The sequence below is a fragment of the Isoptericola jiangsuensis genome (assembly GCF_002563715.1).
Lineage (GTDB): Bacteria > Actinomycetota > Actinomycetes > Actinomycetales > Cellulomonadaceae > Isoptericola > Isoptericola jiangsuensis.
Genome location: NZ_PDJJ01000001.1, coordinates 3,744,182 through 3,768,849, shown reverse-complemented (window position 1 = coordinate 3,768,849; position 24,668 = coordinate 3,744,182). Strand labels below are relative to the sequence as shown.

The window sequence follows — 24,668 nt, the reverse complement described above, 5'->3', positions numbered from 1 at the left end:
GAGCCGTGGACGCGGCGAGGCCCGGACTTCTGGGGAGTCCGGGCCTCGTCGCTGATCAGGGGGTGACGATGTCGAAGTCCGGGTCACCGCCGTCGAGCACCGAAACGAGCCGGTCGAGCGCCGCAGCGTCCCCGGTGACCTGGATCCCGGCGTCCACGAGCTGGCGCGGAGACAGCGCCCCGCCGGCCAGCGCCGGGAGGCGGGACCGCGTGGTGGTGAGGGTGACGTCCGGGTCGCCGCCGCGGAGGGTGGTGCAGTACGTCAGCACGCCGTTTGCGAGGCGGACGCGGTAGCGCTCGCCGGAGTCCGTCAGGACCACGTCGAGCGTGACCCGCTCGTCCCAGGCGCGCGGGCCGTCCACCTGGACGGCGAGCGCGTCGAACAGCATGCCGGGAGAGAGGTTCGCGACGATGTCGGCCGCTGCGGTCGTCGTGGGGGTCCCGAACGTCCCGTCGCGCAGCTCGGTGGCGCCGGACAGGTAGAAGTTGCGCCACGTGCCGTTCTCGGATCCGTAGCCGAGCTGCTCGTACGTGTCGGCCAGCAGGGTGCGCGCCTCGGAGTTCGTCGGGTCGGCGAACACGACGTGGTTGACCACCTCGGCCGCCCAGCGCAGGTCGCCCTCGGCGAACGACTCCCGGGCCCGGGCGAGGACAGCGTCCGCGCCACCCATGAAGTCGACGTAGCGTCGCGCGCGCTCCACCGGCGGATGCTCCCACAGGTGCGCCGGGTTCCCGTCGAACCAGCCCATGTAGCGCTGGTAGATCGCCTTGACGTTGTGGCTCACGGACCCGTAGTAGCCCCGCGTGTTCCAGGCGTTCTCCAGCACTGGCGGCAGCTGGATCTCCTCGGCGATCTCCGCACCGGTGAGGCCCTTGTTGAGCATCCGCAGAGTCTGGTCGTGCAGGTACGCGTACAGGTCGCGCTGGTTCTCCAGGTATCGGACGACGCGCTCGCGACCCCAGGTGGGCCAGTGGTGGGAGGCGAACACGACCTCGAGGTCGTCGCCGAACAGGTCGATGGTCTCCGTGAGGTACTTCGCCCAGGAGTTCGGGTCCCGGACCACGGCACCGCGCAGCGTGAGCAGGTTGTGGTGCGTGTGGGTGGCGTCCTCCGCGGCGCAGAGGGCACGGTGGTCCGGGAAGTAGAACAGCATCTCGGACGGCGCCTCGCTGTCGGGTGCCATCTGGAAGACGATCCGCACCCCGTCGACCACCTGTTCCTCGCCGGTCGTGGAGATGGTCAGGGTCGGGGGGATGAGCGTGACCGTGCCCGTGGACGTCGTCTGCCCGAGGCCGGCCCCGACCTGCCCCTGCGGGCCGCGGGCCAGCGCGGCACCGTACATGTATCCGGCCCGGCGTCCCATGGCGGTACCGGCGTACACGTTCTCGGAGACCGCGTGCTCGACGAAGCCCTCCGGGGCGATGACCTGCACCCGTCCGGCATCGACCTCCGCCTCGTCCACGACACCGCGGACGCCGCCGAAGTGGTCGACGTGCGAGTGGGAGTAGATCACCGCGGTGACGCGGCGCTCGCCGCGGTGCTCCCGGTAGAGGGCGAGCGCCGCGGCGGCCGTCTCCACCGAGATCAGCGGGTCGATCACGATCACGCCCTCGTCACCCTCGACGAAGGAGACTGTCGACAGGTCGAGGCCACGCACCTGGTAGATGCCGGGGACGACCTCGAAGAGGCCGTCGGTCGCGACCAGCGTGGACTGGCGCCACAGGCTCGGGTTGACGGTGTCGGGTGAGTCGCCGTCGAGGAACGCGTAGGTGTCGTTGTCCCAGACGACCCGGCCGGAGCCGTCGGTCACCTTTCCCGGTTCACGGCGGGCGATCAGGCCCCGCGTGGCGTCGTCGAAGTCCTGGGTGTCGTTGAAGGGCAGCGTCGCGCGGACCTCCTGCTGCTGGCGCGCGACGGTGGGCGTGGCTGGCTTCGGTGCGGTCGACATGACCCGATCGTCGCAAGGAGCCGTCGCTCTCGCGCGGCGAGGCCCTGATGCCGTTCGTTCCTGCCACCGCTACCGTGCTGCCAGGCGATCGAGGAGACGCGTGTGGCCAGCAGACCAGGTCGGGACGGCGGTGGACCGTCGCCGCACGAACGCTTCCCGCGCTGGGTGTACTCGCGCGGCACGGAGCCGGACCCGCGGTTCTCCCTGGCCAACGAGCGCACCATCCTCGCGTGGTTGCGCACGGCCCTCGGGCTCATCGCGGGCGGGACGGCGCTGGAGGCGCTCGACCTGCCGATGGAGCCCCACCTGCGGTTGTCCGCGGCCGTCGTCCTGCTGGTGGCGGGGTTCACCGTCCCCGTCGTGGCCTGGATCGAGTGGGCACGTACCGAACGTGCCATGCGGGAGGAGGGCGAGCTCCCGGGCGCGCTCACCGGCTTCGTGCTGGTCGTCACCGTCACCGTGGTCGGGCTGCTCGCGCTCCTCGCGCTCGTACTGCACGGCGAGGGCTGACGGATGGGCGCCGCCGACCGTCGGCACCCGCCCGTCGTCGGCCCGGAGCGTGACCGAGGCCTTCAGGCGGAGCGGACGGCGCTGGCGTGGCGGCGCACGCTCCTGTCGTTCACGGCGGCCACCGCGGTGGCGTGGCAGACGCTGCCCGGGGTGGACGGGCCGGCGTCGCTGGTGTGGGCGGCGGCCGTGGCGATGATCCTCACCCCGCCGCTGTGGTGGTTCGCGAAGCGGCACGCACGCCACACCCACCACCACCTGTCGCACGACGAGCCGCGGCTGCGGCACGGCCGCCGGGTCGCCGTGATGTGCGGCGGGACGGCGCTGCTGGGTCTGGCGGGCCTCGTCGCGATCCTGGTGCTCTGACTGCTCAGGCGTCACCGGGTGCCCGGCGTCCCACCTCGGCGGCGGCCAGGAGCAGCGCGGCGGTGAGCACGAGGCTGGCGACCATGACGGTGACCAGCACCTCCGGGGTGCCGACGAAGCTGGTCCCGGCGACGAGGAGCGCGGCGGACAGGTTGCGCTGGGCCGTGCCGAGGGCGGTGGTGACGCGCTGGGCCCGGCCCGTCCCGCCGAGCAGGTACCCGACGGCGAGCAGCACGACCACGAGCAGCAGGGTGGCCACCACGACACCGGTGCCGACCTGGTCCCCGATCTCGGGCAGCGCGACGACGACGGCGGCGCCGATGCCGAGCGCGAGCGCCGTGGTGGAGATCTGGTTGAGGCGCGGGGCGAGGGCGGCCGACCGGGGGTAGCGGGCGCGGACGGCGAGGGCGACGGCCAGGGGGAGCAGCATCAGCACCAGCAGGGGCCGGGCGATGTCCCAGGCGCTCACGGCCACGCCGTCGACGAGCAGCGGCAGCACGAGCGGCACGTACCCGACGGTGACGACCATGAGCAGCACCATGAGCCCGACGGAGTAGGGCACCTGCCCGTGGGCCATCTGCGCGAGCTTGGGCAGGAACGGGGCGCCGGCGGCGACGCCGAGGAGCAGGAGGCCGAGCGACGCGGAGTCGTCGAGCCCGAACAGCGCCGCGAGACCCCAGGCCGCGGCGGGGGCGACGACGAAGCTGGTCACGAGTCCGAGCACGACGAGCCGCGCGTCCTTCAGCGGCGTGAGGACCTGCCGCACGGTGAGGGAGAGGCCGAGGCCGATCATCGACGTGAGCACGAAGACGAGGATCGACACCTGGGCGATCGCGGTGAGCACGTCGGTCATGGGGCCTCCTGGCCGGTGGAGCCCGGGTCGCCGAGCGGGTCGGTGGGTACAGCACGGGGTGGGTCCCCGGGAGCAGCGCCGTCCGGGTCGGCGGCGTGGTGGTCGAGCGTCGCCGCGCTCGCGGCGCGGCGCCGTCGCTCCGCGAGGTCGTACGCCTCGCGCAGGGTGGCGAGGATCCCCCCGGCGTCACCGAGGACGGCGTCGCGCACCCGGTCGGAGACACCGCCGACGGCGAACCGCTCACGGAGCTCGTCGGGTACGCCGCAGAGGACGACCTCCACACCGTGCTCGTGCCAGCGGTCCAGCAGCCGGTCGAGGGACTTGAGGAACGTGGTCGAGGGGATGCCGGCGGACCCGCGCAGGGAGACCACGAGGGCGGCGTCGTGGGCGCCGGCCGTGTGCGGCCACTCCTGCTCGACCCGGTTGACCTCGGCGAAGAACCCGCTGCCGACGTAGTGGAGCACGGTGGTGCGGCCGCTGGGCAGGTCGGCGGGGGCGTCGGCGATGCCGAAGTCGCCGGCGCCGTCGGGCACGAGCTCGACGACGCGGCCACGCTTCGCCGCCTGGACGGCGAACAGCACGATCGACAGCGCGGCACCGAGGAAGATCGCCTGCTGGAGGGGGAGCTGGGTGGTGGCGGCGAACGTCACGACCATGGCCGCGGTGGACAGCGGTGACGTGCGGGCGACGAGCACGACGTCCCGGCGGCGGCCCATGACGAGCTCCCCGCCGATGACGAGCAGGAGCCCGCCGATGACGGCCATCGGGATGGTCCCGGCGAACGGCCCGAGCGCGAGGACGAGGAGCACGAGCCAGACGCCGGCGAAGATCCCGGCCCACCGGGTCTGCGCGCCGCCGCTGGTGGCGACGCCGGTGCGGGACAGCGAACCACCGGTCGGCAGGGCGCCGAAGAACCCGCCCGCGACGTTCGCGAGGCCCTGCGCGGTGAAGTCCTTCGAGGCGTCGGCGCGGGTCCCGTCGGGGTTGGAGACGGCGGCGCTGATCCCGGCGGCCTGGGCGAGCGCGATGAGCGCGATGGCGAGTCCGCCCCACGCGAGGTGAGGCAGCGCGGCGAGGTCGGGCAGGCTCAGCGGCGGCAGCGAGCGGGGGATGGCGGCGATGTCGCCGACCGTCTCGACGTCGATGCCGGCGACCGCCACGACGGCGGTGACGACGACGAGCGAGACCAGTGTCGCCGTCTTGCGCAGCCGCGGCACGAGGGAGAGGCCCGCCCAGACGGCGACGGTCGCGGCCGCGACGACGACGGTGGGCGCGTCCCAGTCGCCGACGTGCGCGACGGCCTCGACGAGCTTGCCGACGGTGTTGTGCGACTGCGGGTCGTACCCGGTGGCGTCCTCGACGACGCCCGCGACGATCTGCACGGCGATGCCGGCGGTGAAGCCGGTCATGACGGCGGTGGACACGAACGACATCACCGAGCCGAGGCGGAGCACCCCGAGCAGCACCATCCACAGCCCGACGACGAGCGTGAGCGCCGCGACGGCGCCCAGGTCGCCGGGGTCGAGGCCGGCGTCGGTGAGGATGCTCTGCGCGGAGAGCGCGATGGCGCTGGTCAGGGTCGTCACCATGAGGACGGTGCGGGAGAAGACCGACCCGACGATGGTCGGCACCGCGCCGGACCACAGGCCCAGGGGTGCGGAGAACCCGCCCACGGTGGCGTAGGCCATGCCCTCCGGGATGGAGAACAGGCCGGTGACGAACCCGGAGACTAGGTCGCGCGGCGTGGGCCTGGTGGGCACGCCTCGCACGATGCCGCACCGGGCGCGGGGTCGCGACCGGAGCGGGCGGCTTCGACGATTGCGCACGTTTTCGCTCGGTTCCGTGCCGTTCAGACGGCCGTGACGGAAGAGCGCGGCATGTCCGAGTACCCCGAGACGAACGTCACACCCTCTGTCACTGTCGGGGGAGGCAACTGTGCAGGACGCACAGGCCGTCACCGAGTCGTGGAGGGCACCGATGGCGGTTGGTGGGAGCGGGGTGGACCGGCGACGACGAGGTCGCCGCGACGGACGGCGGTTCGCGCGCGGCTGGTCGGTGCTCGGCGTGCTCGCCCTCGCCCTGCCGATGGTCGCCGTGCCGGCGACGACGGCGTCGGCCGCCACCCTCGGCATCTCCAAGCAGGTGCAGGGCGACGGTCCGTTCGCACCGGGCGAGCAGGTGTCGTTCGACATCACGATCGCCTGCTCGGACCCGGTGGAGGCATGCTCCGGCACGGTGCTGACCGACGCGCTGCCGGACGGGCTGAGCCTGGTCGGCGCGACCATCGCGAGCGGGCCGGCGGGTGGCACGATCGACGCCGACACCGACGGCGACACCGTCACCGCCGGCTGGGACACGTTCCCCAACGGCTCCCAGGCCGTCATCACCGTGGTCGTGCAGGTCGATCCCGACCTCCCGTACGCCGCGGACGGTGTGCCGATCACCAACACGGCGTCGGTTGTCGCGGACAACGCGGGCGAGCAGACGGCCTCGGACGACGTGGTGCCCGCGGTGGACCTGGAGCTGGACTCCGACACGACGAAGTCGATCAGTCCGGAGGGGGCGCTCGCGGAACCGGGTGCGACGGCGACGATCTCGCTGGGGGCGACCAACACCTCGAACGACCCGGTGGACACCCTCGTCATCCAGGACCCGGTGGACCCGACGGCGGACCCGAACCCGTTCGAGTACCTGGACTACGCGGGCACGGGGACGATCACGTACCCGCCGAACGCGGACACGGTGGTGGCGGAGTACTGGGACGGCGACTCGTGGGAGCCGCTGGACGACTCGGTGGACCCCGCCGCGGTGCAGGGCGTGCGGTACACGTTCAGCGGCGACATCCAGCCGGGCGCGACGGCGGGCGTCCCGGTGGAGGTCGTGCAGAACGACGCGGTGGAGGACCTCACCGACCCCACGACGGTGGTCAACGACGTGTCGTCGTTCGTGACGCACGGTGACGACGGGGCGTCGGACCCGACGACGGACGAGGACACGTACGTCATCACGCCGCCGAACAACGAGGTGTCGGGGTCGAAGAGCTTCAGCCCGAACCCGGTGAGCGCCGGGCAGCCGGCGACGGTGACGATCGGGGCGGAGAACACGGGCACCGAGGTCGGCTCGATGACGTTGACCGAGCCGGCGCCGGGCACGCCGAGCCCGTTCGAGGGCGACGACGCGCTGACGTTAACGGGGTTCGGCCCGACGGGTGACGGGTCGGGCGTGACGTGGCCGGCGGACGCGACGGAGGCGACGGTCACGTTCACCTGCGCGGACGGGACGACGCCGAGCGACAGCACGACGACGGTGGGCACGCTGCCGAACCCGCCGGGGGGCTGCGTGGTGGTGGGGTTCTCCGTCGAGTTCACGGGCGACATCGTGACGGGCGGGGAGGCGACGATCCCGTTCACGGTCGACACCGACCCCGACCAGACGGACCCGGACGTGTCGCACCCGAACGAGATCGCGGTGGAGGTGCCGAACGCGGACGGGTCGGCGGACGACACCCTGGTGACGTTGAACGACCGGCTCGCGACGGGGACGGGCAAGGTGATCTCGCCGTCCCGGATCCCGTCGGTGCCGGGGCAGAACGTCATCGTGCAGCTCCCGAGCCAGCTGCTGCCGTTCGGCCCGGACGGGTCGACGACGAACGCGGACCAGGTGGTGATCTCGGACCCGAGCGACCCGACCGACCCGGGCCCGTTCTGGGACCACTTCACCGCGGGGTCGGTGCGCACGACGGACGTGCCGGCGGGCTCGACGTTGACGGTCAACTACTGGGACGGCAGCGCGTGGGTCCCGGCGCCGGGCTGCGGCCCGTACACGGGGCCGGCGACGGTGAGCTGCGACCTGCCGGACGGCGCCGGCGGCGTGCAGTTCGTCTACGACTCCACGGGTGACGGGTTCCCGCCGGGCACGCAGTTCCAGCCGAACTTCGTCGCGGAGTTCACGGGTCCGGACGGCTGGGACGCCGTGCTGGAGAACTGCGGCGCGTCGAGCGCGTCGTCGGACGCGGTGGACCCGACGCCGCCCGCCGAGGGGTGCTCGACCGTGGACCCGTTCCCGGTGGACCCGGACGGCGGCGTGAACCTGGTCCAGAAGGACTTCCTGGGCGGGGACCCGGCGAGCGTGCTCGCGCGGTCGGGCGACCAGGTGACGGCGCGGATCGGGTGGTCGACGGGCGGGTTCTCCGGCGTGGACCCCGTCGTCCTGTCCGACATCGCGGACCCCGAGGGCACGGCCCTGGCGGACTCGTTCTACGACGCGTTCGACCTGGTGCGCGTCGAGCCGATCAGCACGGCGGCCGACCCGTTGATCGAGTACGACCAGGTGGAGTCGGTGGAGCTGTACGTCGGGGGTGCGTGGGTGCCGGCGGCGGGCGACCCGTGCCCGTGCGCCGGGTCGTTCCCGGGGTACACGTTGACGGCGGACGAGCGGGAGCAGGCCACGTCGGTGCGGTTGACGATCACCGAGAGCCCGGACCGCACGTCGTCGAGCCTGTTGGCGCCGCAGCCGGGCGACGGCGTGGCGCGGTCGACGCTGGCCGACGGCCGGTACGTGGACCTGACGTTCGAGGTGCGGGACACCAAGCGCAGCGACGGGTCGCCGGCGCTGGGGTCGACGAACGGCACGCTCTACAACACGGGTGAACCGGGCCTGGTGAACGACACCGTGGAGGAGGTCGGCACGTACGACGGCCAGGACTACACGGACGTCGGCGGCGACGACGTCCTCATCATCGACCAGCCGCTGAACGTGGCGGTGAGCAAGGACTGGGACGACGGGCCGATCTCGGTGCCGCCCCTGGGGACACCGCTCGACGCGTACCCGACGACGGTCGCCCGGATCACGGGCACCAACGCCTCGAACGCGAAGGTGGACCAGCTGCGCCTGGTGGAGCCGGGCGCACCGGGGCAGACGGGCCCGCAGACGGCGGACGGCACGTCGCCGTTCGACGCGTTCACCCTGACGGGCATCACGATCACGCCGCCGCCGGGCATGGCGCCGGACGCGACGACGACGGTGACCGTCACGTACGACGACGACTCGACGGCGACGTTCGACGAGGCGGGCGCCGAGGCCCTGACCGCGGCGGAGCTGGTGGACGTCGTCGGCGTGGAGGTGGCGTTCGACGGGCTGGTGCCACCGGGCGCGTCGGGGTCGATGGACCTGGAGCTGAAGCTGCGGGTGCTGGACCGGTACGACAACGACCCGGTGTCGGTGGGGGAGTACTCACCGGTGCCGAACGGTGCGGTGGCCACCATCGACGACCCGGGCGGCACGTCCGGCGACGTGCGGAACGCGTACGACGACGCCGAGATGGTGCTGCAGAACCCGTTGCTGGAGCTGCGGGTCGACAAGGAGTTCGTGCCGGACCAGATCGTGGAGCCGTCGACCGGCCCGGTGACGATGACGTTGACGGGGCAGCCGCTGGGGCCGTCGCGGACCGCCGAGATGGTGCTCGTGGACGACGACCCGCAGTTCTGGAACCAGTACGACTTCGTCGGGTTCGACGCGGCGGCCACGCTCACCGCGCCCATCGAGCAGGTGCAGGTGGACGCCTACGTGGGCGGCACGTTCACGGGGGCGCCGGGGTCGGCGACCCCGGTGACGGTGACGGGCGGCGCGTGGGTCGAGGGGACGCCGACGGACGTCTTCCAGCTGCCGGCGGGCGTCGCACCCGGCGACGTGCAGGGTCTGCGGTTCACGTTCTCGCGGGTGGACGGGTCGATCTGGGAGAACCCGGCCCTGCCGGTCCAGAGGGTCCCGATCACGATCGAGCGGCGCGACGAGATGCGCTCGGGCGGCCCGGTGCTGCCGGACCTCGCGTCGAACCCGCCGAGTCCGGGGGAGTCCGACCCGGGCGTGGCGAACAACTCGGTGCAGGGCACGGCCACGGGTGTGGAGCAGGTCGACGGCGGGCCGGTGACCGGCACGGACGAGGCCGAGGCGGACCTGCTGTACGTGCACGCCACGAACGGTGTCGAGATCGTCAAGGACTTCGACGGCATCGTGACGGGCGGGACGCAGACGCCGTCGGCGACGTTCCCGATGTCGATCACGGTGACGAACACGGGCGACCGGGCGATCCAGGACCTCGTGGTGTCCGACCCGATGCCGGTGGACGGCGACGGCCCGCAGCTGACGCTGGCGGACGTCCCGGACCCGTACTCGTTCACGCTGTCGGGCCCGGACCCGGACCCGGCCGACGGGACGCCGCTGCCCACGACCGTCGGCGGCGCGGACGGCGTCACGATCGACCAGACCGGGAACCTGGAGGCGCTGGAGTTCTCGTTCCCCGAGGGCGCCGCGCTCGGGGTGGGGCAGACGTACACCATCACGGTGCTGGTGCGGTTCCGGGTCGGCCTGTCGTCGCAGACGACCGTCGAGAACACGGCGGGAGTGACGGGCGACCGGCCGTGGGACGAGTGCGTGACGCGGCTGGACGACGCCACGGGCGCGTGCGAGGCCGACGCGGACGTCCGCCCCACCGAGTCGGCGGTGATCAGCCAGAACAAGCTGGTGAAGGCGACCGAGGACGACGAGCTGGACGTGATCCTCGCGCCGGGCGCGGACCCGGACACCGTGTGCACGCCGGACCTGGACGGCTTCTACGCCTACCCCTGCACCCCGGTCGTCCCGCCGGGCCACGACGAGACCTGGCGGGTCAACATCCGCAACGTCGGCAACGACCCCGTGCTCAAGCTGGTCGGCTACGACCGCTTCCCCACGCCGGGCGACACGGGGTCGTACGCGGACACCTCGCGCGGTTCGCAGTTCGAGCCGATCCTGCGGGGCGACCCGCCGCCGCAGCTCGTCAACGCCCCGGCGGGCACCACGGCGAGGTTCTCCTACACGACGGTGGACGACTACTGCCTGGACGACATCGAGGACCCGCTGAACGACCCGGTCTGCCCCACCGACGACCCGACGACCGGGTGGGTGCCGTTCACCGGTGACGAGCCCGAGAGCCTCCTCAGCCAGGTCACGGCGATCAAGTTCGTCATCACCTTCCCCGACGGCGAGGCGCTCGAGCCGGGTGAGTTCGTCGCGCTGGAGGCGGTGTCGACGACCCCGCCGGAGGTGCCGGACGACGGCAACCTGGCGTACGCGTTCAACTCCGCGGCGGTGAACGCCGTGTACCAGCGCGAGGACGGGGACCTGCGCAACCTGCTGCCCGTGGAGGGCCCGCAGGTCGGTATCGCCACGGCGGCCGGCCCGCTGGAGGTCAACAAGCTGGTGCTGGGCGACGGGGCGGCGTACGCGCCGGACACGATGGACCTGGAGGTGCTGTGCACGTCCGCGGTCGGGTCGTGGGTGGAGACCGAGCTCGACCCGATCCCGGTCACCGTGACCCCCGGCGAACCGCTCGTCGTCCCGAACCTGCCGTACGGCGCGGAGTGCACGATCTCCGAGGCCGCCGGCAACGGCCAGACCGACGTGGTCGTCATCCCGTCGTCGGTCACGATCGAGCAGGACCCCGACGTCGTCGACATCTTCGTGGCGAACATCTACCGGCTCGCCGGCCTGGAGCTGTCGAAGAAGGTGGAGAGCGACGCGGTCGACGCGGACGGGAACCCGATCGCCTACGGCCCGTTCGAGGCCACCGTGGAGTGCACGTTCCTCGGCGACGCGGTGTACGCCGACGGGTACGGGCCCGACGCCCCGATGGTGGTGGAGCTCCAGGACGGTGCGGATCCCGTCGAGCTCACCGGCCTGCCGGCGGGCGCGGAGTGCACGATCACGGAGACGGGGACGGCGGGCGCGCCGTCGACGTCGATCACGGTCACGCAGGACGACGGCGGCGTCGTGACGACGGACGGCACGTCCACCACCGTCGTGCTGGAGCCGGACACGCAGTCGACGAGCCGGGCCACGAACGCCGCGGAGATCACCAACGCCTACGACGTCGGGTCGCTGGAGGTCGCGAAGGTCGTGGACGGCGACGGCGCGGGGTTCGGCGCGGGTCCGTTCACGCTCGACGTCGAGTGCACCCTGGACACCGGCCAGGGCGAGACCGTGGTGTACGCCGACACGATCACGCTCACCGGCGGCGAGTCCGTGACGATCGACGACCTGGCGGCGGGAGCGTCCTGCACCGTCATCGAGTCCGACGACGGCGGCGCCACCACGGTGGACGTGTCGCCCAGCCCGGTGACGATCGTCGCGGACGAGACGGTCACCGTGACGGCGACCAACACGTTCGACCTCGGCGCGATCGAGGTGTCGAAGGTCGTGGACGGCGACGCCGCGGAGTTCGGCGTCGGACCGTTCGAGGTGACCGTGGAGTGCACGTTCCAGGGGCAGCCGGTCACGGTGGACCCCGCGTCGCAGACGTTCGTGGGCGGGGAGACCGTGACGTTCGACGGTCTGCCCGTCGGCGCGGAGTGCACCGTGACCGAGACCGGCACCGGCGGCGCCACCTCGTCCACGCTCACCGTCGACGACGGCGCGCCCGTGGACGGCACCACCGTCGACGTCGTCGTGCCGCCCGGCACGGACGGCGGCGGCACGGTCGAGGTCGTCGCGACCAACACGTTCGACGCGGGCGCCGTCGAGGCCACGAAGACGGTCGACGGGGACGGCGCGGAGTTCGCGCAGGGCCCCTACGAGCTGACGCTGGAGTGCACCTTCGAGGGCGAGCCGATCGACGTGCCCGGCGGCGCGACCCGGACGGTCACCGACGGCGGCACCGTCACCTGGGACGGTCTGCCGATCGGGGCGGAGTGCACCGTCACCGAGTCCGACCCGGGCCAGGCCACGTCCGTCGTGATCGACCCCGACACGCTCGTCGTCGGAGGCGCGGACGGCACCACCGACGTCGTCGAGGTGACCGTGACCAACACGTACGACCTGGGCTCCTTCACCGTGGAGAAGGTCGTCGAGGGTGACGGTGCCGCGTTCGGCACCGGCCCGTTCGAGGTGTCGGTGGCGTGCACGTTCGAGGGCGCGGACGTCGCCGTCCCGGGCGGCGCGACGCAGATCCTCACCCCCGGCGGCTCGGTCACGTACGACGGCCTGCCCGTGGGTGCGGAGTGCACCGTCACCGAGACCGACGACTTCGGCGCCACCGACGTCGAGATCTCCACGTCCATCGACGGCGGCGCACCCGGCGAGGTCGTCGTCCCCGCGGACGACGCCGACCCGGTGACGATCACCGTGACGAACACGTACGACGTCGGCACGATCGAGGTGGACAAGGAGACCTCCGGGCTCGGCGCGATCCTCTACCCGGTGGGGCCGTTCGAGGTCACCCTGGCGTGCACGTTCGAGGGCGAGCCCATCGAGGTGCCGGGCGGCGCCGTGCGGGTCTTCGACGTCGGCGACCCGGCCGTGTTCGGGGGCCTGCCGGTGGGCGCGGAGTGCGTCGTCACCGAGACGGACGACTTCGGCGCCACCTCCACGACCGTCACGGTGGACGACGGCGAGGCGCAGCCCGGCCGGTCGACGACCGTCACCGTGCCGCCGACCGAGGACGGCGAGCCCACGACCGTGACCGTGACGTTCGACAACCTGTTCAGCACCAGCCCGCTGCTGGTGCGCAAGGTCGTGGACGGCGACGGCGCGGCCTACGGCACCGGACCGTTCGAGGTCACGCTGCGCTGCACGTTCCGGGGTGAGCCGATCCCGATCCCGGGCGGCCCCGTGCGGGAGATCGACGTCACCGACGGCACCGGGGTGGCCGTGTACTTCGGGCTGGAGGACGGCTCCGTCTGCACCCTGTCCGAGACCGGTCAGGGCGGCGCCACGTCCGTCACCATCGAGCCGCCCGCCGTGCTGGTGCGGGAGACCGGGGCCGACGCGGACCCCCTGGAGATCGTCGTGACGAACACGTTCGACCTCGGCGCCCTCACCGTCACGAAGGTGGTGGACGGAGCGGGCGCCGCCTACGGCACCGGCCCGTTCGAGGTGTCGGTGGCCTGCACGTTCGAGGGCGAGCCCGTCGACGTCCCCGGTGGCGCGGTGCGCGAGCTCCAGGGCGGCGAATCGGTCACCTATGACGGCCTGCCCGTCGGTGCGGAGTGCCTGGTGACGGAGACGGACGCAGCCGGGGCGACGTCCTCGACCGTGTCGACCACGGTCGACGGCGGCGCTCCCGGCGAGGCCGTGGTGCCCGGTGTCGACGCCGACCCCGCCGAGGTCACCGTGACCAACACGTTCGACCTCGGCGCGTTCGACGTCACCAAGACGCTCACCGGAGGCGCCGCCGAGTTCGGCGCCGGGCCGTACGAGGTCGACGCCGTCTGCACGTTCCAGGGTGAGCCGGTCGACGTCCCCGGCGGGGCCGTCCGCACGTTCGGCCCGGGGGAGACCGTCACCTACGACGAGCTGCCCGTCGGCGCGGAGTGCGTCGTCACCGAGACCGACGCGGGCGGCGCGACGTCGTCCACCGTCTCGACCACCGTGGACGGCGGCGCACCGGGCGAGGTCGTCGTGCCCGGCACCGACGCCGACCCGGCGGTCGTGACCGTGACCAACGACTACGCCGCCGGCGCCGTGCAGGTCACCAAGGAGGTCGGGTTCGTCGGCGCCGCGTACGACACCGGCACGTTCGAGGTGTCGCTCGCCTGCACCTTCGAGGGCCGCGACCTCGACGTGCCCGGCGGCGCGACCCGGGACGTCACCGCCGGGCAGACGGTCACGTGGTCCCCGCTGCCCGTCGGCGCCGAGTGCGTCGTCACCGAGACCGACACGGGCGGCGCGACCGCGACCGAGGTCTCCGCCGTGGACGGCGGCGCGCCCGGCGCGGTTGTCGTCGCCGCGGGCGATCCCGCACAGGTCACCGTGACGAACATGTTCCCGGCCGTGCCGCCGCCGCTGCCGCGCACCGGTGCGTTCGTGCTCCCCCTGCTGGGCGTCGCCCTGCTCCTCGGCGCCGTCGGCGGCCTGCTGGTGTTCGTGCGCCGCCGTCTGGGCACCGACTGACCGTCCGGGGCGGGACCGTCACCCCGGACGGCCCCGTCCCGGGCCCGCGACTCAGCGCAGGGCCCGGCGACTCAGCGCGCGGCCCGGCGAGTCAGCGCGCGGCCCGGCGAGTCAGCGCAGGGTCCCGCGAGTCAGCGCACGGTCCGGCGTCAGTCGGCCGTCGGGGACGATGTCGACGACGCGGAGTCCGTCCGCGTGGCGGCGACGTCCTGGTCGGCGGTGGCCGCCTGGCGCACCTCGCGCGCCTCGGCGACGGACTCGGCCTTCTTGGCGGCCTTTTTGTCCGACGCGCGGGTGTCGCGGGGCGGCAGCTGCAGCGTGACCTCGGCCTCGTAGCCGTCGCGCAGCTCGCGGCTGCGCTCGATCTCGGAGTCGAGCTCGGCGCCGAGCAGCAGGGCGAGGTTGGTGATCCACAGCCACAGCAGGAACACGATGACGGTGCCGAGGGTGCCGTAGGTCGACCCGTAGCTGAAACTCGTCACGTAGAACGCGAAGCCGGCCGAGGCGAGGATCCAGATGCCGATGGCGACGGCCGAGCCGAGACTGGTCCACCGGAACCGGGGGTGCTTGACGTTCGGGGTGAAGTGGTAGAGCAGCGCGACGACGAACACGACCAGCAGGAGCGCGACGGGCCACTTGGCGATGTTCCACACGGTGAGCGCGGCGGCCGAGAGCCCGACGGCGTCCCCGACGGCGGAGACGATCGGCCCGGAGAGCACGAGGCTGGCGACGATGACGACGGCGAGCAGCACGACGGCGAGGGTGATCGCGTACATGACGGGCCGGAGCTTCCACACGGGGCGGCCCTCGGCGACCTCGTAGACGACGTTCATGGCGCGCCCGAACGCGCCGACGTACCCGGAGGCCGACCACAGCGCCAGCACGAGGCCGGCGATGAGGGCGAAGCCCGCACCGGTGGAGGTGAGGGCGTTGTCGATGAGGGGCGTGATGATGTCGAGGGTCTCCTGCGGGAGGAACTCCTCGAGCGCGGTGGTGATCGAGTCGAGGGCGGCCTCGGCGTCCCCGACGAATCCGAGCAGGGAGACGAGTGCGAGGATCGCGGGCGCGGACGCCATCACCGAGTAGTAGGTGAGGGCGGCGGCGAGGTCGGTGCAGCCGTCCTCGGAGAACTCCCGCAGGGTGCTCTTCAGCGCCTGGCCGTAGGCGGGCCGGGCCCGGTCGTGTCCTTCGGTGACGGGGTCCTCGGGGGCGATCGCCTCCAGGGGGACGCCGTCGTCCGTGTCCGGTCGTGTCGGCCCTGACTCGGTTCCCGCCATCGTCCGCTCCTCGTCCCGTCCGCCGGATGTCCAGCCTTCAGGGTCGCCGCCGTGCCGTCGGCCTGCAACGTGAGGGCGCAGGTCGACGGCGTGCGGGTGTCGGGTGCGGGGGTGTCACCGCCGACGGTGCGCGTCAGCGGGGGACGGGTGGTGCGTCAGGCGGCGGCGTCGGCGGTGCGGCGCGCGGCGGGCAGCACCTCGGTGCCGGACGGGACGATCTCGTCGGGCTCGACGACGGCCCCGGGGGCGACGTGGACGTCGTGCCCGAGCCGGGCGTGCGCACCGATCCGGGCTCCGGCGCCGACGTGGCCGCGGCGGCCGACGTGGACCCCGGCGCCGATGCTGGCGCCCGTGCCGACGACGGCGTCGACGTCGATCCAGCTGTACCGGCCGACGCGCGCGCGGGCGGCCACGTGGGCGCCCTCCTCGACGTAGGCGCCGGGCTCGACGACGGCGTCGACGTGGACCGACGCGCGCGGCGAGGCGTAGCCCTCGCCGTTGTCGTGGCGGACGTAGCGGGTGACGTGGCCGGAATCGTCCTCGACCTCGACCTTCCGGGGGATGCGTCGCACGATGCTCCTCGTTCGGGTGGGATGGGTGACCGCCTGACATAACGTGCGACACGCCGAGATGATTCCCGCCGCGTCGGCGTGTCACACGCTCTGCTCAGGTCCCTTCGCGGCGGAGGCTATCGGGGACGCCACCCGGAGCACCAGCAGCCCCAGCAGCGGCACGGCCGGGAACAGCATGATCGTCACCACGCGGATGCCGTAGTCGTTGACCAGCGCTCCGCCCACGCCCGCGAGGAGGAGCGCGACGAGCACGGCCCGCAGCAGCGGCCACGCCTCCTGCGTGCGCTCCAGCCAGCGCGCACGGAACCGCGGACCGCCCCACAGCAGCAGGACGACCGCCACCAGCACCGCCAGCGACAGCCACGCGGGCGGGCCGCTGTCGAGGGACCGCAGCGCGTACCCGGCCTTGCGCCACACCGTCTCGAACGCCGTGCCGTCCACGACCGACTGCACGAACGCGCCCAGGTGGGAGCGCTCGGCGGCGGGGCGCAGCCAGTCGAGCACGCCGATGACGGCCACCAGCAGGACGCCGGCGCCCCCGGCCAGCAGCATGCGCTGCCACGTGAGCCGGGCTCCGAGCACGGCCAGCACCACCACGACGAACACCGGGACCAGCACCAGGCCGCCGCCGACGTCCACGCCGAACGTCGGCCACACCGTCACCACGAGCGCCACGAGGCCCACCAGCGAGGCCGCGACGGCCCCCGCCACCCGGTTCCAGCGCCGCGTCACGACGGTGGCCAGACCGGCTGCGGCAAGCACCGCCACGACCGCGTACACGGAGTAGGTGGGATTGCCGAACCCGTAGAACCGGCCGCCCAGCGTGGGGGCGGCGCCCAGGGGGCTGCCCCGGTGCAGCGGCGTGCCGAGCACGGCGTCCACCGACAGCTCGACGAACGTCACCCAGGACACCAGCACCGGCCCGGCCCACGCCGGCCGGCGCGGCGCCAGCGTGCCCACGGCCGCGACCAGGGCCGTGCAGCCCAGCAGGGCCGTCCACAGGCCCGCCACCGGGTCGGGCAGCCGCCACCACGACCACGTCGTCATGAGGAACGTCGCGGCGGGCACGGCCGCGCACACCAGCAGCACCGCCTCCAGCGTCCGCTCCCACACCGCCACCGTGCGCGCGGACCGGCGCCGGCGGACGCCCGGCAGGGCCAGCACCACCAGCAGGAACGCGGCCAGCGCCACGTACGTGGGCACCCCCGTCACGGTGCCGGTGACGACCCGCAACGAGTGGTCGCGGTCGGTGAGGGCCGCGAGGTCCTCGACCGTCGTCTCCGTGCTCGCGGGCCGGTGGTCGCCCAGCGCCAGCGGCGCCCCCGAGAAGTCGGCGGGTCGCGGCAGGTCGAAGCTCTCCACGAGCGTCGGCGGCACGTCCAGGAGGCGCACCACGCCCAGCCAGCGGGTCGCCGTGGACGTCAGGTAGGACGGCGCGGACTCGGTGTCGGTGCGGGCCACGCCCATGCCGAGCGCCGGGCGGGTCGGCGCGGGGTTGCCGACGTCCAGCACCAGCACCGTGGCGTCCGCGGGCGCGGCCTCCACGACGCCCCGCACGCGGGCGTCGACGGCCCGCAGCGCCGCGTCCCGCGCGTCACCGGGCGTCGTCGCGTCGTCGGGCACGGGCCGGGTGGTGCTCGTCGTGGTACCGGTCGGGTGGTACGGCGCGGCGCCCGCGTCGACCACGGTCACCGGGCACGAGAACGTGTCGTCCGGGTCGGCCAGCGCCGCGTCGAGGTCGCGGTAGCGCGCCACGGTGCCGTCGGTCGTCGCGAGGGCCAGCGCGGCCCCCGGCCCGACGGCGGTGGTGCACACGTCGCCGGCGGCGAACGTGTCGCCGAGCACGCCCGGGTGGGGGTTGAACTCCGACGCCGACTGCAGCGCCGTCAGGTCGTCCCAGCCGTCGACCGCGGCCGCGCCGTCGTCGCCGGGCTCGACCGTCCAGTCCGCGCAGCGCCACACGTCGTCCTGCGTGCTGCCCGTCACCGGGCTGCGACCCGCCGACAGCCCGAGCCAGCCCGCGGCGACGCAGTCGCCGGACGCGCCCGTCGACCCGGTGGTCACTCCGCCCGCGCTCGCGCCGTCGCGCAGCATCCGCCACAGGGTGGGCGTCGCGGTGGGGGAGACGTCCTGCCAGCGCACCCCGTCGGTGCCGACGAGGACCACGGGGGCGTCGGCCTCGACGACGGGCTCGCCGCCCGCGGAGACGTCACCGGCGTGGCCCGTCGCGGGCAGGGCCGCGCCACCGAGCTGGAGCAGCAGCGCGAGCCCGGCCGTCGCCCCGGCCAGGTGCCAGGCGGTCCCGCGCTCCCCGCCGGGCAGGGCGCCGAGCCGGACGTCCAAGGGGCCGACCAGCAGCACGGCCGTGGCGAACAGCACCACGTACCCCGCCACGACGATCCCGGAGTCGTTGAGCAGCGTGCCCACGACCGCTACCGTCACGAGGGCGACGACGGTGCGCCGCAGCAGGGGGTCCCGGTCGTAGGCGGCGGCGAGACCGTGCAGGCGGGCGCGACGCGGGTCGAGCACGGCCCAGCCGACCGCCGCGCAGACGACCGCGGCGGCTGCGCCGACGGGGTTGGCGACGGTCGCCCACGCGCCGGCGGCCTTGCCGCCGACCACGGTCAGCGCGCTGCCGTCGAGGACGGCCTGCACGAACCCGCCGAGGTGCGTCGACGGCGGGCTCGCCCAGTCCGCGACGGCGACGACGGCGACCAGCAGGACGGTCGCCCCGGCGACGAGCGCGACGAGCCGCCACGTCAGCCGGGTCCCGGCGACGCCGAGGACGAGCACCGCGAACGCCGGCACGAGGGCGAGGATGCCGCCGAAATCGGCGCCGAAGGGCGGCAGGCCGTCGACCGCGACGGTGACGACCGCGACGGCGGAGGCCGTGAGCACCTGCGCGCGCCGGCCCGCCCCGGCGTTCCGCAGCACCGCGACGGCGCCCGCGGCCAGGACGATCCCCACCACCGAGTAGACGGCGAACACCGAGTTGGAGAACCCGTAGAACCGGGCGCCCAGCGACGGAGCCGGCCCGAGCAGGGACCCCTGCTGGAGCGTGGTCCCGGTGAGGCCGTCCACGGTCAGCACGAGCCACGTCGCGGCGGCGAGCGTCGTCGGCAGCCGCCAGGGGGAGCGCGGCAGCAGCCGGCGCGCCCACCAGGCGGCCAGGGCGAGCGCGAGGGCGGCCGCGGGCACCGCGAGGGACAGCACGGTCACGGGGGTGTCCCACACCCACCAGCGGGACAGCGTGGCCAGGGTGGCGGCGCCGGGCACGCTCGCGGCGAGCGCCAGCACGGCCAGGGCGAGACGCGTCCCGTGCCCCGGCCGCGCACCCGGCTCGACGGTGCCCCCAGGGGCGTCCTCGGTGTCGGCCGCCCGGCGACGCCGGGACACCAGCAGCCAGCCCACCGCGGCGACGACGCCGAGCGCGGCGGCCCCCACGAGCACCGGCGTCATGCGCGGGAGCGTCTCGGTCAGCACGGACAGGTACTGCCGGTTCTCGACCGTGCGCGCCACGCTGAGCCGACGGTCCTCGCCGTGCTCCAGCGGCGAGCCGGTGAACGCGGCCGCCGCCTCGGCGACGGCGGGGTCCTCCGGGTCGGAGCCCTCCAGCAGCGCGTCGGCGAGCGTCGCCGACAGGTCGCCCGTGACCACGACGCCGGGCCAGCGGGACGACGTCGACGTCAGCCACGTCGCGCCGCCGCCGGGGGAGGTCCAGTCGACGACGACCTGCAGGTCGACCGGGCCGAGGGGGGTGTCGGCGAGGCCCGCGACGACCAGGCGCCCACCGGCGGGCAGCAGGTCCGCCAGGCGCCCGACGGCCGCGTCCACCTCCCCGACGGCGGCGCTGCGCTCGACCGCCGCGTCGGGGAGCTCCCCGAGGTCCACGACGGTCACGGCGCACGTGGCGACGTCGTCGGCGGTGAGGTCCTCCTCGTCGCCCACGTACCGCGCGACGTCACCGCCGGGGTCGGCCAGCGCGAGCGCGCCGCCCGGTCCCACCGCGGTGGTGCAGCCCCCGACGGCGTCCGCGAGGGTCGCCAGCGCCCCCGGCGCGGCCGTCACCGGGTCGGACGCCTCGCCGTCCGGCGCCACGAGGGCGTCCCAGCCGGGCACCCGGGCGGGCTGCGGGGCGTCCGCAGCGTGCGGCGCGGCCACCGTGGGCAGCGGCGGGCACGTGGTGACGTCCTGCTCGTCGTCCCCGCCCGCGCCGCCCTCCTCGGCGGGTTCCGTCTCCTCGGTGGTCGTGACGACCCGGCTGCCCGCCGACAGCGACAGCCACGCGTCCTGCGCGCACGTCGGCGTCAGGGTGCGCACCGACGACGACGCGACCGACCCGCCGCCCACGAGCCGCCACAGGTGGGGCGTGCGCGCGGCGTCGACGTCGCTCCACCGCAGCCCGGCCACGCCCGCCAGCACGAGCGGCGTGTCGGCCGGGGTCGCGTCGTCCGCCTGCGCGGTCGTCGGCAGGAGGGCGAGCAGGACGGTGCACAGCAGGCCGAGCACGAGGGCAGCAGGACGGACGGACGGACGCACCGGGTCAGCCTATGCGGCGACGTCCCGCCGACGTGGGCGGATACGGGACACCGTGTGCCGACTCCGCGCAGATCGGACGTCCTCAGGCCGGGGTGCGCACCACCAGGGCGCCCGGCTCCACCCACGTCTCCAGCTCGAGCGCCTTGCCGAGGACCTCGCCGTCGACCTGCGCCTGCTCGCCGCCCTCGACGACGATCGTCGCGCGCTTGGCGCGCACGTGGTCGATGCGGCCGATCTTCACCTTGAGGTCGTTCTGCATCCCCATGCCCTGGGCGACGACCTCGCCGAGGAGCTGCGCCCACCCGGCCAGCCCGCCGCGCGTGTCGATGGCGGCGACGTCGAGCTCGCCGTCGTCGATGACGGCGTCGGGCAGGAGCGTGATCCCGCCGGGCAGACGCCCGCAGTTGCCCACCATGACGGTGCGCAGGCGTGCCTCGACGACGGGCCGGTCGTCGACCCCGATGGTGGCGCGCAGGCGCCGCCCGTGCAGGTGGCGCACCCCGGCGAGGAAGTACGCGACCCAGCCGACGCGCGCCTTGAGGGCGTCGTCGGCGTCGGCGACCATGGCGGCGTCGAACCCGAGGCCGGCGATGACGAGGAACAGGTGCGCGCTGCCCTCCTCCGCACCGTCGCCGTCGTCGTCGGCGGTGCGCACGATCTTGAGGCGGCCGACGTCGATGGTGCGGTCGACGCCACCGAGGACCACGGCGAACGCCTCCTCGACGTCGGCGAGCGGCAGGTCGAGGTTGCGGGCGAGGAGGTTGCCCGTCCCCGCCGGGATGATGCCCATCGGTCGGCCGGAGCCGACCAGCCCGTCGGCCACCGCCCGGACCGTGCCGTCCCCGCCGGCGGCGACCACGACGTCCGCGCCGTCGTCGAGGGCCTGCCGGGCCTGCCCGGTGCCGGGGTCCTCGACCGTGGTGTCGTAGAAGCGGGGCTCGGGCAGCGCGGCCTCCGCGGCCAGGCGCCGCACGGTCTCCGCGACCTGGCGGGTGTGCTCCTTGGAGGGGTTGACGATGACGGCGACCTGCGGTCCGGCGACGGCACGCGTCGACGAGTCGGCCGCAGGCGCGGCGTGCTGCGCGCGGCTGCGACGCAGCACCACCAGCGCGACCACGAGCGCGGTGAGGCCGATGACGAGCGCGACGATCCCGACGATGAGCTCCCACGGCATGACGGAAATCTAGGACTGTTCGCCCGAACCCGCGACCGGCCACCACGTGAGACGGCCCACCTTCGCCCTCCCGCGGGTCGGAGCACCCCGCCGTGAGTCAGCGCAGGACGCCGTCAGTCAGTGCGGATCCCCGCGAGTCAGCGCAGGTTCCGGCGACTCAGCGCGGATCCCCGCGAGTCAGCGCAGGTTCCGGCGACTCAGCGCGGATCCCCGCGAGTCAGCGCAGGTGCCCGCGAGTCAGCGTAGATCCCAGCGAGCCGGCACCGGACGGCGGGGGTCAGCGCGACGCCCGGCCGTTAGGCTTGCGGGCGTGATCGACATCCGACTCCTGCGCGACAACCCCGACGTCGTCCGCGCGAGCCAGCAGGCCCGCGGCGAGGACCCGACCCTGGTGGACGCGGCGCTGTCCGCGGACGCCCGACGGCGGTCCTCCCTGTCGCAGTTCGAGTCGCTGCGCGCGGAGCAGAAGTCGATGGGCAAGCAGGTCGCGCAGGCGTCCGGCGACGAGAAGACGGCGCTGCTGACCCGCACCAAGGCGCTCGCCGACGAGGTCAAGGCGCACCAGGCGGCCGCCAACGACGCCGAGGCGGAGCTCGACGAGCTGCTGTACCGCATCCCGAACGTCGTCGAGGGCGCCCCCGCCGGCGGCGAGGCGGACTTCGTGACGCTCAAGCACGTCGGCACGCCGCGCGACTTCGCGGCCGAGGGTTTCGAGCCGCGCGACCACCTCGCGATCGGCGAGGGCCTGGGCGCGATCGACACGACCCGCGGCGCGAAGGTGTCGGGCTCGCGCTTCTACTTCCTCACCGGTGTCGGCGCGCGCCTCGAGCTCGCGATCCTCAACGCGGCCATGGACCAGGCCGTCCAGGCCGGGTTCACCCCGATGATCACGCCCACGCTCGTCACCCCGGACACGATGCGCGGCACCGGGTTCCTCGGCGCCCACGCCGACGAGATCTACCGGCTCGAGCGTGACGACCTGTACCTCGTCGGCACCTCCGAGGTCGCGCTCGCCGGCTACCACGGCGACGAGATCCTCGACCTGTCCGCCGGCCCCAAGCGGTACGCCGGCTGGAGCGCCTGCTACCGCCGCGAGGCGGGCTCGCACGGCAAGGACGTGCGCGGCATCATCCGCGTGCACCAGTTCCAGAAGGTCGAGATGTTCTCCTACTGCGCCGTCGAGGACGCCGCCGCGGAGCACGAGCGTCTCCTCGCCTGGGAGGAGGCGATGATGGCGAAGGTCGAGCTGCCGTACCGCGTCATCGACACCGCCGCGGGCGACCTCGGCACGTCCGCCGCCCGCAAGTTCGACTGCGAGGCGTGGCTGCCCACCCAGGAGCGCTACCTCGAGCTCACGTCGACGTCGAACTGCACGACGTTCCAGGCCCGCCGCATGAACGTGCGCGAACGCACCGAGGACGGCACCCGCACCGTCGCGACCCTCAACGGCACCCTCGGCACGACCCGCTGGATCGTCGCCATCCTCGAGAACCACCAGCAGCCCGACGGGTCCGTCCGCGTCCCCGAAGGGCTGCGGCCCTACCTCGGCGGCCTCGAGGTCCTCGAGCCGGTGCGCTGACGTGCCGGCACCCGCGGGCAGGGCGCTCGTCGCGCTCGACATCGACGGCACGCTCCTCACCTACGACGGCGCGCTCGCCGACGAGGTGCGCGACGCCGTCGTCGCGGTCCGGGCCGCCGGGCACGAGGTCGTCCTCGCCTCCGGGCGGTCGCTCGTCGCGATGCTGCCCGTCGCCGAGGCCCTCGGCATCGAGACCGGCTGGATGGTCTGCTCCAACGGCGCCGTCACCGTCGAGCTCGACCCCACCGAACCGCGCGGATGGCGCGTCGCCGAGATGGTCACGTTCGACCCCGAGCCCGCCCTGCGCCTCCTGCGCGAGGAGCTCCCCGACGCCCGCTACGCCGTCGAGGACCTCGGCGTCGGCTTCCGCATGAACGAGCTCTTCCCCGAGGGTGAGCTCGACGGCACGTTCGCCGTCGTCGACTTCGAGGAGCTGTGGTCCCAGGAGGTCACGCGCGTCATCGTGCGCAGCCCCGAGTCGACCAGCGACGCCTTCCACGCCCTCGTGTCCCGCCTCGGCTACGACGACGTCACCTACGCCGTCGGCTGGACCGCCTGGATGGACATCGCGCCGCACGGCGTCACCAAGGCGACCGCCCTGGAGAAGGTGCGCGCCGCCGTCGGCGTGCCCCCGGTCCGCACGATGGCGCTCGGCGACGGGCACAACGACCTCGACATGCTGCGCTGGGCGGCCCGCGGCGTCGCGATGGGCCACGCGGACGACGCGGTGAAGGCGGCGGCGGACGAGGTGACCGGCTCGATCGACGAGCACGGCGCCGTCGACGCCCTGCGCCCGCTCCTCTGACACGACTCAGCGCAGGTTCCCGCGACTCAGCGCTCATCGGCGCGAGTCAGCGCAGATGTCGCCGAGTCAGTGCGCACGTCCGGTTCCGGACGGTGGAGGTGGCCGCGCGTCGTCGCGTTCAC

General features: G+C 73.8%; 12 protein-coding genes. 5 read left to right on the top strand and 7 right to left on the bottom strand.

Annotated features, from left to right (window positions below; genetic code table 11):
- Positions 1–55: 55 nt before the first annotated feature.
- The gene (locus tag ATJ88_RS16900; RefSeq protein WP_098464836.1) at positions 56–1,948 is read right to left on the bottom strand and encodes an alkyl/aryl-sulfatase; all 1,893 of its coding nucleotides are present in this window, start codon (positions 1,946–1,948) and stop codon (positions 56–58) included.
- A 102-nt stretch (positions 1,949–2,050) separates the two neighbouring features.
- On the opposite strand from ATJ88_RS16900, the gene ATJ88_RS16895 reads away from it, so the two are divergent.
- Positions 2,051–2,458, top strand: a complete 408-nt coding sequence (locus tag ATJ88_RS16895) for a YidH family protein (RefSeq protein ID WP_098464835.1) — start codon at positions 2,051–2,053, stop codon at positions 2,456–2,458.
- 3 nt (positions 2,459–2,461) lie between these two features.
- Positions 2,462–2,821: a DUF202 domain-containing protein gene (locus ATJ88_RS16890; RefSeq protein WP_098464834.1), complete on the top strand. Its 360-nt coding sequence runs from the start codon at positions 2,462–2,464 to the stop codon at positions 2,819–2,821.
- A gap of 4 nt (positions 2,822–2,825) precedes the next feature.
- Here ATJ88_RS16890 and ATJ88_RS16885 read toward each other — a convergent pair whose 3' ends face one another.
- Both ATJ88_RS16885 and ATJ88_RS16880 read right to left on the bottom strand, forming a co-directional pair.
- A complete protein-coding gene (locus tag ATJ88_RS16885) occupies positions 2,826–3,674 on the bottom strand; it encodes a transporter (protein ID WP_098464833.1) in 849 nt (282 codons plus the stop codon).
- A complete protein-coding gene (locus ATJ88_RS16880; protein ID WP_211287536.1) occupies positions 3,671–5,434 on the bottom strand; it encodes a SulP family inorganic anion transporter in 1,764 nt (587 codons plus the stop codon). Before ATJ88_RS16880 ends, ATJ88_RS16885 begins: the two co-directional genes overlap by 4 nt.
- A gap of 217 nt (positions 5,435–5,651) precedes the next feature.
- On the opposite strand from ATJ88_RS16880, the gene ATJ88_RS16875 reads away from it, so the two are divergent.
- A complete protein-coding gene (locus ATJ88_RS16875; RefSeq protein WP_211287535.1) occupies positions 5,652–14,600 on the top strand; it encodes a DUF5979 domain-containing protein in 8,949 nt (2,982 codons plus the stop codon).
- A 149-nt stretch (positions 14,601–14,749) separates the two neighbouring features.
- Here the strand turns inward: ATJ88_RS16875 and ATJ88_RS16870 are convergent, their stop codons facing one another.
- The 4 genes from ATJ88_RS16870 to ATJ88_RS16855 all read right to left on the bottom strand — a co-directional run bounded on the left by ATJ88_RS16870 (position 14,750) and on the right by ATJ88_RS16855 (position 22,162).
- Positions 14,750–15,877 (bottom strand): YihY/virulence factor BrkB family protein, encoded by a 1,128-nt coding sequence (locus ATJ88_RS16870; RefSeq protein WP_098464830.1) that lies wholly within the window; start codon positions 15,875–15,877, stop codon positions 14,750–14,752.
- 155 nt (positions 15,878–16,032) lie between these two features.
- A complete protein-coding gene (locus tag ATJ88_RS16865) occupies positions 16,033–16,449 on the bottom strand; it encodes a transferase (RefSeq protein ID WP_245852514.1) in 417 nt (138 codons plus the stop codon).
- Between the two features lie 81 nt (positions 16,450–16,530).
- Positions 16,531–20,988, bottom strand: coding sequence for a hypothetical protein (locus tag ATJ88_RS19070; protein WP_098464828.1), 4,458 nt, complete (start codon positions 20,986–20,988; stop codon positions 16,531–16,533).
- A gap of 82 nt (positions 20,989–21,070) precedes the next feature.
- Entirely contained in the window at positions 21,071–22,162 is a 1,092-nt protein-coding gene (locus ATJ88_RS16855) for a diacylglycerol/lipid kinase family protein (RefSeq protein ID WP_098464827.1), read from the bottom strand.
- Positions 22,163–22,472: 310 nt separating this feature from the next.
- Between ATJ88_RS16855 and serS the strand changes: the two genes are divergently transcribed.
- Both serS and ATJ88_RS16845 read left to right on the top strand, forming a co-directional pair.
- Positions 22,473–23,741, top strand: a complete 1,269-nt coding sequence (gene serS, locus ATJ88_RS16850; protein WP_098464826.1) for a serine--tRNA ligase — start codon at positions 22,473–22,475, stop codon at positions 23,739–23,741.
- A gap of 1 nt (position 23,742) precedes the next feature.
- On the top strand, positions 23,743–24,546 hold the full coding sequence (locus ATJ88_RS16845; RefSeq protein ID WP_098464825.1) for an HAD family hydrolase: 804 nt from the start codon (positions 23,743–23,745) through the stop codon (positions 24,544–24,546).
- Positions 24,547–24,668: the final 122 nt, after the last annotated feature.

Bases quoted from the DNA above. Each gene is read 5' to 3' on its own strand.
- ATJ88_RS16900 (WP_098464836.1), bottom strand. From the start codon at position 1,948: ATGTCGACCGCACCGAAGCCAGCCACGCCCACCGTCGCGCGCCAGCAG.
- ATJ88_RS16890 (WP_098464834.1), top strand. From the start codon at position 2,462: ATGGGCGCCGCCGACCGTCGGCACCCGCCCGTCGTCGGCCCGGAGCGT.
- ATJ88_RS16885 (WP_098464833.1), bottom strand. From the start codon at position 3,674: ATGACCGACGTGCTCACCGCGATCGCCCAGGTGTCGATCCTCGTCTTC.
- ATJ88_RS16875 (WP_211287535.1), top strand. From the start codon at position 5,652: ATGGCGGTTGGTGGGAGCGGGGTGGACCGGCGACGACGAGGTCGCCGC.
- ATJ88_RS16870 (WP_098464830.1), bottom strand. From the start codon at position 15,877: ATGGCGGGAACCGAGTCAGGGCCGACACGACCGGACACGGACGACGGC.
- ATJ88_RS16855 (WP_098464827.1), bottom strand. From the start codon at position 22,162: ATGCCGTGGGAGCTCATCGTCGGGATCGTCGCGCTCGTCATCGGCCTC.